We start from the raw sequence: 15,626 nt of genomic DNA, 5'->3' as shown, positions 1-15,626 counted from the left end.
ACGCGGGGGGGGGCCGGGTCCCCGCGGCACCCGGGCCACACCCGTCTTTTGCCTTGCCCGTGCCGCGCTTAGCGCCTGGCAGCGACCGGTAGTTCGAGGACGACACGGGTGCCGGACCCTGTGCGGTCCTCCCAGTGGATGTTGCCGCCGAGCTCGCTGGTGACCAGCGTGCGCACAATCTGCAGCCCCAGGCCCTCCGTGCGGGGTTCGGGAGGCAGACCTACCCCGTCGTCGCTGATGGCTACCCTCAGGATGTCCGCGCCCACGGCGTTGCGCCGGCGTCCGGCGTCCAGCACCACGGTGCCGTCGCGCTCGGCCAGTCCGTGCTCCACGGCGTTGGTGACCAGTTCGTTGATGACCAGCGAGAGCGGGGTCGCCAGCTCCGCGGGCAGCTGCCCGAAGGCGCCGGTCCGCTCGGTCTTGACCTTCTGGCCCGGCGACGCGATTTCCACTATCAGCCGGAACTGCCTGTCGATCAACTCGTCAAAGTCCACGTTCTCGCTCAGCCCCTGCGAGAGGGTCTCGTGCACCGCGGCGATCGTGGCAACCCGGCGCATGGCCTGGTCCAGGCCCTGGCGGCCCTCCTCCGACTTCATCCGACGCGACTGCATGCGCAGCAGCGCGGCGACGGTCTGCAGGTTGTTCTTCACCCGGTGGTGGATCTCGCGGATCGTGGCGTCCTTGGACACCAGTTCCTTCTCGCGGCGGCGCAGCTCGCTCACGTCGCGGCACAGCACCAGCGCGCCGTAGCGCCCCTTGGCGTTGCGCAGCGGGATCGACCGCAGCGACAGTGTCACTCCCATCGACTCGATCTCGGTGCGCCAGGGCATCTTGCCCGAAACCACCAGTGGGAGCGACTCGTCGATCAGCCGGCGGTCGCTGACCAGGGACATCGTCGCCTCCGATAGCGACTTGCCCTCGAGCGTTGCGGCCGCCCCCAAACGGCGGTAGGCCGAGACGGCGTTCGGGCTGGCGTACTGGACCACGGCGTCGGCATCCAGGCGGATGAATCCGTCGCCCACGCGCGGGGCTCCGCGCCGGGACCCGGTGGGCGTGGCGAAGTCGGGCCACAGCCCGCGGGTGCACATCCGCAGCAGGTCCTCGGCGCATTGCTTGTAGGTCAGCTCGAGCCGCGAGGGCATGCGCGATCCGGCGAGGTCGAAGTGCACGGAAAGCACCGCCAGGGTGCGCCCGTTGCGGACCAGGGGAACAGTCTCGATGAGCATCGAGTGCTCCCCCGCCGAGGGCGCACCGGCATCGGAGCGCACGATGTCCTGGGTCCGCCAGGCCTGCTCGACCAGCGGCTTGAGGTCCTTGCGGATCCGTTCGCCCACGAAGTCGGTGTGGAAGACGGTGTGCGAGGTGGAGGGACGCACATGGGCCAGGGCCTTGTACGTGCCCTCCACCGGAAACCACAGCACCAGGTCTGCGAACGCCAGGTCCGCGATGAGTTGCCAGTCCCCCACCAGGAGGTGGATCCAATCCTCATCCCCAGGACCAAAATCGGCCGACTCTCGAATTTGGTCCGTGAAGATGGCCAAGGATTACCTCCGTACGATGGAACGCAACAGCCGCAAAGCCACCGACAAGGACGCCATGTCATCGCGTTCCAGCCGGTTCACTTCCGCGAACATGTTCTGTGCACGATCAAGATTAGCCGCGTTCGCTTCCAACCACTGACCCACGCGCGCCGCGGGGTCGGTTTCGGTTCCGTCCGTGGCCGCCACGACGTCGCGGGTGAAGTCGATGATCGTCGAGTACAGGTCGTCTCGCAGGGCCGCGCGGGCCAGCGCCTTCCACCTGTCGTCGCGCGGCAACGCGGTGATCCGCTCGAGCAGCGAGTCCACGCCGAAGCGGTCGTAGAGCACGTAGTAGACCTCGGCAAGCTCGACGGCGTCCGTGCCGCTGCGCTTGGCCTGGGCGGCGATGTCCAGCAACACGAAGGTCTCGAACTGACCGGCCCAGCGGGTCGCCAGGGCGTCGTCGAGCCCCCAGCCCTTCCCCTCGGCCTTCCACCTGGCCACGCGCTCGGCATCTGCCCCGCGCAGCAGCGAACCGACCACCGGGCGCAGCGACCGCACGGTGGGGGCCAGCGACGCAATGGCACCGTCGACCGGCTCGTCGCGATCCACATGGTGGATGAACCAGCGGGTGGCCCTATCCAGCAGCCGGCGCATGTCCAGGTGCAGCCGGCACCAGTGTTGCGCGTCGAAGGATGCGGGAAGCGCGTTGATCGCCCCGATCTCATCGTCGAAGGAGTAGATCTCGCGAAGCGCCACGAAGGCCTTGGCAACCTGCGCCTCGTTGGCACCGGTCTCCTCCATGACCCGGAACGCGTAGGTGGTGCCGCCGATGTTGACCATGTCGTTGGCCACCACGGTGGCGATGATTTCCCGGCGCAGCGGGTGGTTCGCCAGCTCCGCGCCGAAGCGCTCGGCCAGCTGTGCCGGGAAGTAGTTGCGCAGGGTGGCGGCGAAGTACGGGTCATCGGGCAGGTCGCTGGCGGCCAGCGCGCCGGCCAGCTGGATCTTCGCGTACGCCACCAGCACCGACAGCTCAGGGGTGGTCAGCGAGCCGCCGGCGGCCAGGCGTTCCTCGAGCACCGCGGTGGTGGGCAGGAACTCCAGGTCCCGGTCCAGTTCCGCGTGTTCCTCCAGCCAATCCATAAGCCGTTCGTAGGCCGGGGACATGGCGGCCAGCTCCTGCTTGTCGTTGAGCAGCATGACGTTCTGGTCGAAGTTGGTCTTCAGCACCAGGCGGGCGACCTCGTCGGTCATCGACTGCAGGAAGTCGGCGCGCTCCGAGGCCGCCAGCTTCCCGGCGACGACCATGCGGTCAACGAAGATCTTGATGTTGACCTCGTGGTCCGAGCAGTCCACGCCGGCGGAGTTGTCGATGGCGTCGGTGTTCAGGATGACCCCGTGCAGCGCCGCCTCGATGCGGCCGCGCTGGGTCATGCCCAGGTTGCCGCCCTCGCCGATGACGCGGGCCCGGACCTGCGCCCCGTCCACCCGGATCGCGTCGTTGGCGCGGTCCCCGACCTCGGCGTGCGATTCGCCGGACGCCTTGACGTAGGTCCCGATGCCACCGTTGTAGAGCAGGTCGACGGGAGCGCCGAGGATGGCCTTGAGCAACTCGTTCGGTGCCATGGAGCTGACCGTGGTGCCCAGGCCCAGGGCCTCGCGCACCTCGGGGGAAATCGGGATGGACTTCAGGGCCCGGGAGTACACCCCGCCGCCGGCGGAGATCAATTCCTTGTTGTAGTCGGCCCAGGAGGAACGGGGCAGTTCGAAGAGCCGCGCCCGTTCGTCGAAGGAGGCTCCCGGCTCCGGGTGCGGGTCCAGGAAGATGTCGCGGTGGTCGAAGGCCGCCAGCAGCTTGACGGTGCGGGTGCGCAACAGTCCGTTGCCGAACACGTCCCCGGACATGTCGCCCACACCGACGGCGGTGAATTCCTGGCTCTGGGTGTCGACGCCGAACTCGGTGAAGTGGCGCTTGACCGATTCCCAGGCACCGCGGGCGGTGATGCCCATGGCCTTGTGGTCGTAGCCCACCGAGCCACCGGAGGCGAAGGCGTCGCCCAGCCAGTGGCCGCGCTCCGCGGAGATCGCGTTGGCGATGTCGGAGAAGGCAGCGGTGCCCTTGTCGGCGGCGACCACCAGGTAGGTGTCGTCCCCGTCAAGACGCACCACGTTGGCGGGCGGTACGACCCGCTCGCCGTTTTCGTCCGCGACCAGGTTGTCGGTGATTTCCAGCAGCGAACGGATGAAGATGCGGTAGGCGGCCTTTCCCTCTTCCAGCCAGGCGTTGCGGTCCTCGGCGGGGTTGGGCAGTTGCTTGGCGTAGAAACCGCCCTTGGCGCCGGTGGGCACGATCACGGCGTTTTTCACCATCTGGGCCTTGACCAGGCCCAGCACCTCGGTGCGGAAGTCCTCGCGCCGGTCGCTCCAGCGCAGCCCGCCGCGGGCAACCTCGCCGAAGCGCAGGTGCACGCCCTCGAGCCGCGGGGAGCAGACCCAGATCTCGTACTTGGGCCGCGGGAACGGCGCGTCGGTGATCTTCCCGGGCATGAGCTTGAAGGCCAGCGCGGCCGGGTCGGTGTAGTAGTTGGTGCGCAGCGTGGCCTCGATGAGGTTCACGAAGCGGCGCAGCAGCTTGTCGGCATCCAGCGTCGGCACCTTTTCCAGGGCCTCGGCAAGCACAGCGTGGGCAGCCTCGATCTCCCGGGCGGATTCCTCGGCGCCGAGGGCAGGGTTGAAGGTGCCTTCAAAGAGCGCGATGATTCCGTGGGTGACCTCCGGGTTGCCGACCAGTGCGTCGGACATGAAGGTGTACGAGTTGGAGACGCCCAGCTGGTGCAGGTACCTCGAGTAGGCGCGCAGCATCGCGACCTGCCTCCAGGACACGCCTTCGAGCAGCACCAGGCGGTTCATGTGGTCGGACTCGGCCTCGCCGGTGACGACGGCGCCGTAGGCCTCTGCGAGCATCGGCTCGGCGGCCAGCGGGTCGATTCCGGCCGGGAATTTCAGGCCCAGGTCGTAGAGGTAGCGGTCCTCGGCGCGGGAGGGGGTAACGGCGAAGGGTCGTTCGTCGATGACCTCAAGGCCCAGGTTCTGCAGCACCGGCAGGATCTTCGAAAGCGAGAGCGGCGCCGTGAGGTACAGCTTCATCCGCGCGTTGATCTCCGAGTCCTCGTCCTCCTCGGGGACGACGAACTTCACGACCGGCCCGGTGTGGCCGGGCTTTTCATACAGCCCGAAGCGCTCGATGTCCGCCAGGGCATCCTCGACCTCGAACTCAACGCGGTACGCGGCGGGGAAGGCCTCGGCCCAGTGGGCGGCCAGCTCGGTGCCCTGCTCGGGTCCGTACCGTTCGTTGGCGGCCACGGCGATGCCTTCGGACCACGAGCGCACGGCGGCAACGAGGCGGGTTTCCAGCGCCGCGCGGTCGACCACCGGGGTCAGCCCGTGGCGCTGCAGGCGGATCCGGTAGAACAGCCGCACCAGCGAGGATTCGCTCATGCGGACCTCGAAGTCCATTGACTCGGCGTTGAACGCCGCCGTCAGCTCTTTCTCGATGCGCAGGCGAACGCCGGTGGTGTACCTGTCACGCGGCAGGTACACCAGTGCCGACATGAAGCGCCCGTAGACGTCGGGGCGCAGGAAAAGCGAAGTGCGGCGGCGTTCCTGTAGGCGCAGGATGCCCAGCACGGTGTGCGTGAGGTCCTCCACGGAGATCTGGAAGAGCTCGTCGCGCGGGTAGGTCTCCAGGATCGTGACGATGTCCTTGCCGGAGTGCGAGTCGGGGGCGAAGCCGGCACGCTTGAGCACTGCTTCGACCTTCTCGCGGACCACCGGGACGCTGCGTACCGAGGAGGTGTAGACGCTGGAGGCGAAGAGGCCGATGAAGCGGCGTTCGCCGTTGACGTTGCCCTCGGCGTCAAAACGCTTGACGCCCACGTAGTCCAGGTAGATCCCGCGGTGCACGGTGGAGCGGGAGTTGGCCTTGGTGATCACCAGGGCGCGCTTGTCGCGGGCCATGGCCCGGCCGCGCTTGGTCAGGTGCTGGAGGCCGCTTGCAGGTACCGCGTTGCGCATCAGCCCCAGGCCGGACTCGACCTGCAGGCGCAACACGTCTTCGTTGTTCTCGGTGATGAGGTCATATTCGCGGTAACCCAGGAAGGTGAAGTTGCCGTCGTCGAGCCAGTGCAGCAGGTCCACGGCCGCGTTCAGGTCCGCGATGTCCTCGGCGCCGGTGACGTTGGCCAGCGAATCGGCGATCTCGTGCGCCTTGTTGCGCATCGGGACCCAATCCTCAACGGCCGCACGCACGTCCTTCAGGATGCGTTCGAGCCCGGCGACCAGGTCGGAGACCGCCTCGTCGCTCGGGTCCCCGCCCAGTTCAACGGAAATCCACGATTCGATGGCGGTGTCACTGTTTTCGGCGACCAGCGCCGAGATCGACGGCATTGCCGCAGTGTCGCCACTGGCCAGGTGGCTGTTGGCGGAAACGGTGTGGAGGGTGGTGATGTGTCCGTCGGATGCATCGCGGGTCACCAGGAAGGTGGGGTGAACGACCACGTTGATGGCGATCTTTTGCCGCACGATCTCGGCGGTGACCGAGTCGACCAGGAACGGCATGTCGTCGGTGACCACGTAGACCATGGTGGTCGCGCCGTGCCGGGTGACAGCAACGCCGGCGGTCTTGGCCGCCCGCTGCCACCCCACGTCAAGGTGGGCAGCCACCCGGGATTCGAGCTGCTGCGGCGAGTACCCCGCTTCGTCCTCTTGTGCCAATTGCCCGTAGTAAGTGTTTACCAAATCGGGCGTAAGTGTCTCAGCGATGAAAGTTTCGGACATGCTGGACTCCGACGTGTTCAAAAGAACGCCTCCGTGGATATCGAGTTTGCGTTTCGCTCCATTGCGCAACGCTTGTGTTACAACACTATCCCGCCGGGTTACGGACGTCACATCGAGGGGGTAAATCTGCGCAGAAGCGGCGTTTTGGCCCTAATTCGACGCCCGGCCAGGCCTGCGATCGCCACGCGGAGTCCGGAATGCGGGGCAATTTCTGCTAGGGCGCTGCCTGCCAGCAGGGCGGCGTCGACCGCCGCGGCGTCGTGCGGCAGGTAGGCCGCGACGGGGATCTCGGGTCCGAAGCGCTCCCATGTCTCGGCAAGGGCCTGGCGCGGCGAGGCGCCAACATTGGCCGCGGAGACCTTGTTGAAGACCACTTTCACCTCCAGCTCCCCCAGCACCTCGTGCAATTCCTCCAGCGCCCGGATCAGTCTGGGCACACCGATGCTGTCGGCCGCGCCGACGGCGTAGATTTCATCGGCAACGCGCAGCATCGCCGCGGTGACGCCATTGCGTTGCGGGGCAGCGGTGTCGAAGGACAGTTCCTCGTCGAGTTCCAGCGGAGCCGCGACGTCGACGACGATCGTGTCGCAGCCTTCCTGCAGGGCAAGCACCGCCCGGCGCAGCGCGGTCGGGCGCAGCTCGGGCCACCGGCTGGCCCGCGGCAGCCCGGTAGCGACACGCATACGGGCACCGGCAATCACCACTGGCGCACAGATTCGCTCCAGCTTCGTCGCATCGAACCTGCCTGAATCCACGGTGCGGCAAATCTGGGCTATGCCTGCCGCCTCGTCGAGCAGGCCCAGCTGCACCGCCTGGGACGCTCCGTAGGTGTCGGCGTCCAGCAGCACCACGTCCTCGTCGCCCAAGGCACATTCAACCGCGTAGTTCAACGCCACCAGGGAGCGACCTGTAGACCCTACCGGACCCCAGAAGACCACGACGCGGGCACGCTTCCCCGTCGTCCCCTTCGCCGGTTCGCCGGCGTGGGCAGGGTCGGGTCCGCGCTCGCGGTGGCCAAGCTCGGCACGGGCGCGGGTGACCAGGATGCCCAGTTCGGCCGCCGGCGTTCCGGTCGGCGACACGTAGGCACCGGCGGCACCCAACCGCTGGCCCTGCGCAACGTCGTCGCAGAGCACCACCACCGGAACGCCGCGCTCGATCATGGAATCGATGTCCTGCGTATCCACCTCTTCCGCCGGACCGGCCAGGATGACCGCGTCGGCGAGCCCGGTTTCGCAAAGCGCGATCACTTCGGCTATTTCCGCACAACTGCGGGCCACCGTAAGGACGCCGCGGTGGCTTTCCAGCTTGTCCACCACGACACCGTCGTCCCCGTGCACCACCACGGAAATGTTCATGAGGCACTGGCTCCGGGATTGAAGACCACTGTAATGCGGGCATCGTTGGCCATGGCCTCGAGCAGGTCGGCCAACCCGGTGTCCACCACAAGGATCTCGACCAAGGTCCCGGCGGTGCCGCCGAATCCGGTGGCGCGTTCGGTGCGTGCCGTCACTTCCGCGGCGGGCAGCAGCAGGGTGGGTGGCGAATAGGCGTTGGCCGAGCGGTCCTTCAGTGACACCCAGACATCGACATGTGCACCGGCGGTGATGGCCGAAGGCAGGGCGTCGGGCAAGTCGATGGAGACCGGGCGGCGGTTGGTGCCGTCGTTCAGCCCGAGCGCGCTGCGCGGAAGCAGCTGCCCGGCACGGATCAGGGAGTTGGCCCGCGTCCCGGACAACATTCCGGGATCCGCCGGCACGTAGCCAGCTTCCAGCGCGTCCAGCTTCACGTTGACCACGTGGAGCTTGTCAGCGGTGATTTCCTCGCCCAGCGAGATGTCTGACTTGGCCGAGTACATGGGCGTGGTGCGATCCATCGAACTGGTCAACGCAACCACCCCTACGCTGGAAGCCAGCACGATGAGAATGCCGAGCAACAACCGGGGATCCTTCCAGCTCGGTCTGCCCAGCCGGCTCGCCGCCGCGGAAACCTGATCGCGTGCCTTGTCCATGTCCCATTGCACCCTCCGCCGCCCATCTCCCCGCGCGCGGACATCCGTCCGTTGTCCGGTGCGCACGATGGATGGAATGCTCCAACCCCGGGACCACTGGTCCCTTTCCGGTCCTTGTGGGCCACCCTACGCCGCGGCGGCGACCGGTGAACAGCAGGCCGCGTAACAATGTGGATAACTGGCGGCCAGTCGCTCAGCCCTCGCGGCGCACCCTGGCCAGCGCGGCGAATGGAATCACGGTCCTGCCCAACAGCGCGCCGGGCCGGCGAAACTCGTCCCGGGCATGCAGCGCCACCTCGAGGAAGTCCTGACCCACCTGGTCCAGGGTGCCGCTGGCCAGAAGCTGGCCGTCAATCCCGCCGACGCTGACCCGGGCCCGATCGCGCACCAGCACCCGAAGGGCCTGGGAGAATCTGACCCGCCGCTCCCCGGGCTCGGGCGCGCGTCCCGCCTCGAGTGCGGCCCACCAGGCTACCGCCTGGACGGGGATCAGTTCCTCGCTACCTCCGTGCTGGAGCATCAGCCAGTCCTTGCCGATTCCCGCCAGCCGTCCACCGATGCGTTCGGCCCCCAGCAGCTGCACGTCAATGCGGGTGCCCACGTGCCGGGCCAGCCGCTGCATCAAGGACTGCCGTGCACGCTCGATCCGCACTAATTCCTGGATCTCGCTGTTCTGCTCCCGAGCAGCCTCGGCCCCGAATTCCGCTTCAAGATCTGCGAAGAGCGCTTCCCATCTCATGAGCACACCCTAGATGCTCAAAAGTTTTCCGCCTACCCCCCTAGCTTCCTCCATCACGAAGTGTCATCATGCTTCTACAAACAACATCAAATGACATCAAACAACACCTAAGGAGATCGGCATGGTCACCCAAGGCGTCCGCGATACGCTGTCCCTCGCCGGCATTTCCTGCCTGTCACTGGGCATGCTTGGGGCAAGCGCGGGAATCTGGCTCTCCCTGGACGCGCGTTCCTTCACCGGGACGACGCTCGATGCGACGTCGCTGGAACAACTCACCGGATTGGTCCTGGGCCTCCTGGGCGGGCTGGTGCTCGCCTGGCTGTTGGTCTGCCTCGGACTGGCACTTGTGGCCCGTCTGGCATATGCCTGCGGCCACCGGCGCCAAGCAGCGATCCTGGCCGGAGTCGTCCCCGCATTCGTTGCCCGGCTGGCACTTGCGGGCCTGGGTGGATCGCTGGTGCTGGCGACGTGCTCCCTCACAGCCGGACCTGCCGGTGCCGCCACCGCCATTTCCGTTGAAGCCCCTGCACTGCCGCAAATGCAGCCCGAGACTTCCCCCGGGGCATTCCCTGTCCACCAGGTCGTGAAGTTGCCGCCCGAAGCGGTGGTCCCGCCCGGCGAAACCGAGTTGCTCAGCCCGGGATGGATTCCCCACCGGGTCCCGTTACAGATGCAACGGCTCGTCGGGGGCGGCAACACGCGCCCCGTCGCTGAAGTGGTCGTAAGCCCCGGCGACAGCCTCTGGTCCATCGCCGCCCGAAACCTGCCGGAAGGTGCCAGCGCCGAGGAAATATCCGCATCTTGGCCGCGCTGGTACGAGGCCAACCACCAGCTCATTGGCCCGGACCCCAACAAGCTTTACATCGGCATGGTGCTTCAGGCACCCCAAAGCGCATCACTGCGATCCTGACCTGCAGGTTCGCCACCCGTACCGACAACCTGCCCGCACACCAGGAGCCCCTCATGAGCACCACAGCGATCACACCTTCCACAACAAACGCCGAGCCGCTGCTCTTGCACGAGAACGTGTTTGCAACGCCGGGCAATGCAACGGCACCGCCGATCGAGGTCAGGCGGTTCCCCGAAGCGCTGCGCGCAGGAGCCGGATCCCGACCCCGGAGGTGCTTCAGCCCCGAGCCGGGCCCCGAGTCACCGCCGCGCGGCGTAACGTCCTCCGAAGATCGCCAAGCGAACTCCGCCGCGGAATTGGGTTGTGAGTCCGAGGAGGATTATCCGGCACGGACCCCCAACCCTGCGGTAAGGGTGGTGCTCGAACAGCTTTTCCCACCCACCAACGCGCTTTTGGGCCTCGAAGAATCCGTGGCGGCAGTCGTCCACGCGGCGGCACCTGCGGTCCTGGAGGTGCTGGCCGGTGCCCGTCCCGTGCGCCAACTTCACCATGCCCTGAGCCCGACTTGCCTGGACAAGCTGGAGCAGCACATGCGTCTGGGTGCGATTCACCGGCCAGACCCCGCTGACTGCACGTACTCCAATCCGCGGGTCATGCGCATGCGTATCACCCAGGTCCTGCCGCTGGTCTTCGAGGCCGCAGTGATCCTGCGGGACATGCAAAAAGTCCGTGCCACCGCCCTAAGAATAGAGCGGTGGCACGGACGCTGGCAGGTTACCGCCCTCGAAATCGGTTAGCGGCGCTTGCCTTTTTTCTTCTTGTTGCCGCCGGCCGTCTTCGTGGCCTCGGCACCTTGCGTCCGCTCGATGTGCGTGGCCGCCTCGCCGCTCTCCTCCGGCGCCGTGTAGCGCAGGGTGGACGGGCGCGCCGGGGCTTCGAGCCCCGGGGTGCTCAGGACCGGTTCGTTGGTCATGGAACGGGCATCGGTGACACCTGGCAGCGAAACCGCAGGTGCCTGGCGGGTTTCAACCTCGATGTTGAAGAGCATGCCGATGCTTTCCTCGCGGATGGACTCCATCATGGTCTGGAACATCAGGAAGCCTTCGCGCTGGTACTCAACCAACGGATCGCGCTGGGCCATCGCGCGCAGGCCGATGCCCTCCTTGAGATAGTCCATCTCGTAGAGGTGTTCCTGCCACTTGCGGCCAATGACCGAAAGCACCACACGTCGTTCAAGCTCGCGCATGTTTTCCTGGCCCACAGCTTCCTCGCGTGCCGCGTACTGCAGGCGGGCATCGGAGAGGATTTCCCGCTCGAGCAGCGCGGGGGTGATGGCGTCGTGGTGCCCGGCTTCCTCGGCAACCTCGTCGAGGGTGATGGAAATCGGGTAGAGCTGCTTGAGGTTCGCCCAGAGCCGCTTCAGGTCCCAATCCTCGGCATGGCCCTCGCCGGTGGACTCGCTGACCATGGCCTTGACCACGTCTTCGAGGAAGTGCGCAACCTTTTCATGCAGGTCCCCGCCTTCGAGGATGCGCCGGCGATCGCCGTAGATGGCCTCGCGCTGGCGGTTCATCACGTCGTCGTACTTCAGCACGTTCTTGCGCTGCTCGGCGTTGGTGCCTTCCACTTGGGCCTGCGCCGTCTCGATGGCCTTGGAAACGATCTTGGATTCCAGTGCCACGTCGTCGGGCATCGAGGGGTTGTTCATGATCCGCTGGGCAGCGCCGGCATTGAAGCGGCGCATCAACTCATCGGTCATCGACAGGTAGAAACGCGACTCGCCGGGGTCGCCTTGGCGCCCGGAACGGCCGCGCAGCTGGTTGTCGATGCGGCGGGATTCGTGGCGTTCGGTGCCCAGCACATAGAGTCCGCCGGCGTCGGTGACTTCCTGGGCCTCGGCCTGCACCTGCTCCTTGGCACCGGCAAAGACATCGTCCCAGACGCGTTCGTATTCCTCGGAGTTCGTCTCCGGGTCCAGCCCGCGGCGTTCCATCTCCGCGACGGCCAGGAACTCGGCATTGCCGCCAAGCATGATGTCGGTGCCGCGTCCGGCCATGTTGGTGGCGACGGTGACCGCGCCCTTCTTGCCCGCCTGCGCAACGATCGCGGCTTCACGGGCATGCTGCTTGGCATTCAGGACCTCGTGGCGGATTCCCTGCTTGGCCAACAGCCGCGCCAGGTACTCGCTCTTCTCAACGCTGGTGGTGCCCACGAGCACCGGCTGGCCGGTGGCGTGGCGTTCGGCGATGTCCTGGACGACCGCGTCGAACTTTGCGATCTCGTTCTTGTAGATCAGGTCGGCCTGGTCCTTGCGCAGCAGTTGCTTGTTGGTGGGAATCTCCACCACGCCGAGCTTGTAGGTGCCCATGAATTCCGCGGCCTCGGTCTGGGCCGTACCGGTCATGCCGGCAAGCTTTTCGTAGAGACGGAAGTAGTTCTGCAAGGTCACGGTCGCCATCGTCTGGTTCTCGGCCTTGATCTCCACCCCTTCCTTCGCCTCAATGGCCTGGTGCATGCCCTCGGAGTAGCGACGTCCTGCAAGCGAACGACCCGTGTGCTCGTCGACGATCATGACCTCGCCGTTGATCACGACGTAGTCCTTGTCGTTCTTGAACAGCTCCTTGGCCTTGATCGCGTTGTTCAGGAACCCGATCAGCGGGGTGTTGGAGGCCTCGTAGAGGTTGTGGATGCCCAGGTAGTCCTCAACCTTTTCGATGCCTGGTTCCAGCACGCCGATGGTGCGCTTCTTCTCATCGACCTCGTAGTCGACGTCGAGGGACAGCCGGGTGACAAGCTTGGCGAATTCGGTGTACCAGCGGTTCACGTCGCCCGAGGCCTGCCCGGAAATGATCAGCGGGGTACGTGCCTCGTCGATGAGGATCGAGTCGACCTCATCGACGATGGCGAAGTTGTGGGTGCGCTGGACGAGCTCGTCGGAGCTCCAGGCCATGTTGTCGCGCAGGTAGTCGAAGCCGAACTCATTGTTCGTGCCGTAGGTGATGTCCGCTTCGTACTGCTTGCGGCGCATCGCCGGGTCCTGGTTGGACAGGATGCAGCCGTTGGTCAACCCCAGGAAGCGGTAGACACGTCCCATGAGATCCGACTGGTATTCGGCCAGGAAGTCGTTGACGGTGACCACGTGGACGCCCTTGCCGCTCAGGGCATTGAGGTAAGCCGGCGCCGTGGCGACAAGGGTCTTGCCCTCACCGGTCTTCATTTCGGCAATATTGCCCAGGTGCAAGGCTGCTCCGCCCATGAGCTGGACGTCGAAGTGGCGCATGCCCAGGGTTCGGTCGGCGGCCTCACGGACCGCGGCAAACGCCTCGGGCAACAGGTGGTCGAGGGACTCGCCGTCGGCGATGCGCGCCCTGAATTTGTCGGTTTCACCACGCAGCTCCGCATCGGACAGGGCACGGAATTCGCTATCAAGCACGTTGATGGCGTCAGCGTACCCGCGCAACGTCTTCAGCGTTTTCTTGTCGCCGGTACGCAGGATACGTTCAAGCAGTGATGCCACGAGGCAGCTCCCAAATCTCAAGCACAGGAATTCTGGCGTGTTCAGTCTACGTGAGGGAATGCTTTCACCTGTGGCTTTTAGCTGGATTCGGGCGAGCTAAGTGAAAACTCCAAGGCTGCTGCCAGATTCCCCCGAACCGAAACCACCACTTCATCGAGACCCAACCACCGGGCCATGAGCCGCAATTCGGCTGCCAGCTCGGCCGCGGTCTGCCTTGGTGCGCCGGCCTCGGCGAAGGCCCCGCGGACCAGGAGCAGCCTGTTAGCCCGGTCCGCCTTCAAGTCGACCCGGGCAACCAGATGCTCCCCCAGCAGGAACGGCAGGACGTAGTATCCGTAGACGCGCTTGGCCTCGGGCGTGTAGATCTCCAGGCGGTAAGTGAACCCGAACAACTTTTCGATGCGTCGGCGATTGAACACCATCGAGTCAAAAGGTCCCAACAGGGCCCGGCCGGTCGCCGCCCGCGGAACGACGGTTCCGGGCAGCACATAGAATGCGTCCTTCAGCCCTTGGACGCCCACGCGTTCCAGCGCACCGCGCCCCGCCAGGTCTTCAAGCGCCACGGCGCTTTGCCGCAGCGGCAACCGGAAATAGTCGGCCAGGCAGTGCACGCTGCCCACCCCGTGCGCCTTGGCGGAAGCCAGCAGCAGCCGTTCCATCCCGCGTCGGCGTTCCTGCTCCGTCGCGGGGGCACGGGATTCGGGAAACACCCGGTGCAGTGAGGTGTAGCGGCGTTCAAAGGCACCGTTGCGGCCCTCGGTGCTGATCATTCCCTCCGCAAACAACGCCTCCAGGGCGCGCTTGACTGCGGACCAGTTCCAGCCCCAGGATTCCTGGTCCTTGACATGTTCATGGCCGAGTTCGGTGGCGACTTCCCGGGCCGTCAGCGCCGGTCCCTGCGCAAGCAACTCCAGGATCCGGTGCGCCAGCACTCGCCCGTCTTCGTCGATGGTCTTCATGCTTCCGGGCCAGGAGCGTTGCTGCCACGGCACGAGGTCGTGGAAATGCTCGCTGCGCACCAGGGAGGCCTCATGCGCCCAGTATTCAACCACCTTCCGCGGGTGTCTCACCGCGAGCCTGTCCAGAAGGTCCGGGGCGTAAGGGCCCAGCCGCGAGAAGATCGGCAGGTACTGTGCGCGGGCCAGGACATTGACCGAGTCGATCTGGATCAGTTCCAGACGCGCAAAGGTCCGGCCCACCGCACCGAGGTTGATCGGTGCGGTGGGCCGGACCCGATGCAGCCCTTGGGCTGCCAATGCGATGCGGCGGGCCTGCGATGCGGAAAGAATCCTGCTCATGAACCCATCGTAGGTCCCGCGATGCTAGGCGTTGGCCGTTGCCGGTTCCGGGTCGCGGTATCGGCGGGTCTCCAGGGTCGCTTCGTCGGTGGCGTCCGGATCCAGGGTGATGGTTCCGTAGGAGTACTGCTGGGTGCCCTTGCCCTTGCGGGCGTACACGACCGAGTGTGCCCCGGTTGCCGCGTCCACGAAGAGGTAGAAGGGATGGCCGATCATTTCCATGCGGTCAACCGCGTCATCGACGCTCATGGTTTCCGCCGGGAAGACCTTGCGCCGGATTTCGATGGGTGGAGCGCCGTTTTGGTCGGCGTCCGCGGCCAGCCGGGCTTCTTCTTCCTGTTGGGCCAGGCGAGTCGATTCGTGCAGCGGAAGCGTGCTGTTGGCCGGTTCCAGGTTGCTGGTGGCCTGGTGGACGGCCGTCGGTGTCTGGCGTCCGTGGTGGATCTTGCGACGATCCCGGGCCTTGCGCAAACGCTCCAGGAGCTTTGCAAACGCGGTGTCAAAGGCGGCGAACTTGTCCGCGGCCTTGGCCTCGGCGCGGATCGCGGGGCCACGGCCCAGAACCGTCAATTCGACGGTCAGAGCAGTGTCCGCGTTGCGGGCGTGTTGCTCCTTGGTGACCTTGATGTCCAAGCGCTGGATCTTCGTTGCAAGCTGATCGACCTTGTCAATCTTCTCGTCCACGTACTCGCGGAAGCGATCCGTAACACTGACATTGCGTCCGTTGATCGTCATCTCCATGGTGTCCTCCATCATTGCTCAGGTGACACATCAGCGACCGAGGAATTCACTCCTTTCGGTCGCTGAAGATGGGTTCTTTTCCCCTTGCGGGGTGCCCATACCTCACCCTAT

10 protein-coding genes are annotated in these 15,626 nt (G+C 65.9%); 2 read left to right on the top strand and 8 right to left on the bottom strand.

Going from position 1 to position 15,626, the window contains the following annotated elements; translation table 11 throughout:
- Positions 1 to 68: 68 nt before the first annotated feature.
- From ACIPUB_RS16645 to ACIPUB_RS16625, 5 genes are all read right to left on the bottom strand, one after another.
- Positions 69 to 1,541, bottom strand: coding sequence for a histidine kinase N-terminal domain-containing protein (locus ACIPUB_RS16645; RefSeq protein ID WP_310288159.1), 1,473 nt, complete (start codon positions 1,539 to 1,541; stop codon positions 69 to 71).
- A gap of 3 nt (positions 1,542 to 1,544) precedes the next feature.
- Positions 1,545 to 6,359 carry an NAD-glutamate dehydrogenase gene (locus tag ACIPUB_RS16640; protein WP_407608385.1) on the bottom strand — a complete coding sequence of 1,605 codons (4,815 nt, stop codon included), beginning with the start codon at positions 6,357 to 6,359 and terminating at the stop codon, positions 1,545 to 1,547.
- Between the two features lie 107 nt (positions 6,360 to 6,466).
- Positions 6,467 to 7,717: a CpaE family protein gene (locus tag ACIPUB_RS16635; RefSeq protein ID WP_407608384.1), complete on the bottom strand. Its 1,251-nt coding sequence runs from the start codon at positions 7,715 to 7,717 to the stop codon at positions 6,467 to 6,469.
- Positions 7,714 to 8,370, bottom strand: coding sequence for an SAF domain-containing protein (locus tag ACIPUB_RS16630; protein WP_407608383.1), 657 nt, complete (start codon positions 8,368 to 8,370; stop codon positions 7,714 to 7,716). Before ACIPUB_RS16630 ends, ACIPUB_RS16635 begins: the two co-directional genes overlap by 4 nt.
- A gap of 193 nt (positions 8,371 to 8,563) precedes the next feature.
- Positions 8,564 to 9,109 (bottom strand): hypothetical protein, encoded by a 546-nt coding sequence (locus ACIPUB_RS16625; protein ID WP_407608382.1) that lies wholly within the window; start codon positions 9,107 to 9,109, stop codon positions 8,564 to 8,566.
- Positions 9,110 to 9,230: 121 nt separating this feature from the next.
- On the opposite strand from ACIPUB_RS16625, the gene ACIPUB_RS16620 reads away from it, so the two are divergent.
- On the top strand, positions 9,231 to 10,019 hold the full coding sequence (locus tag ACIPUB_RS16620; protein ID WP_407608381.1) for a LysM peptidoglycan-binding domain-containing protein: 789 nt from the start codon (positions 9,231 to 9,233) through the stop codon (positions 10,017 to 10,019).
- A 53-nt stretch (positions 10,020 to 10,072) separates the two neighbouring features.
- Positions 10,073 to 10,756, top strand: a complete 684-nt coding sequence (locus ACIPUB_RS16615; RefSeq protein WP_407608380.1) for an Rv3235 family protein — start codon at positions 10,073 to 10,075, stop codon at positions 10,754 to 10,756.
- Here the strand turns inward: ACIPUB_RS16615 and secA are convergent.
- From secA to hpf, 3 genes are all read right to left on the bottom strand, one after another.
- The gene (secA, locus tag ACIPUB_RS16610) at positions 10,753 to 13,476 is read right to left on the bottom strand and encodes a preprotein translocase subunit SecA (RefSeq protein ID WP_407608379.1); all 2,724 of its coding nucleotides are present in this window, start codon (positions 13,474 to 13,476) and stop codon (positions 10,753 to 10,755) included. The two genes, ACIPUB_RS16615 and secA, sit on opposite strands and share 4 nt — an antisense overlap.
- Before the next feature lie 77 nt (positions 13,477 to 13,553).
- A complete protein-coding gene (locus ACIPUB_RS16605; protein ID WP_407608378.1) occupies positions 13,554 to 14,774 on the bottom strand; it encodes a winged helix-turn-helix domain-containing protein in 1,221 nt (406 codons plus the stop codon).
- A gap of 24 nt (positions 14,775 to 14,798) precedes the next feature.
- Complete coding sequence (gene hpf, locus ACIPUB_RS16600; protein WP_310288181.1) at positions 14,799 to 15,515, bottom strand: ribosome hibernation-promoting factor, HPF/YfiA family; 717 nt, start codon at positions 15,513 to 15,515, stop codon at positions 14,799 to 14,801.
- Between the last annotated feature and the right edge of the window lie 111 nt (positions 15,516 to 15,626).

The organism is Paeniglutamicibacter sp. ORCA_105 (genome assembly GCF_045798545.1).
Classification (GTDB): domain Bacteria; phylum Actinomycetota; class Actinomycetes; order Actinomycetales; family Micrococcaceae; genus Paeniglutamicibacter; species Paeniglutamicibacter sulfureus.
The sequence above is the reverse complement of the archived record's forward strand: the minus strand, read 5'-3'. Positions and strand labels throughout refer to the sequence as shown.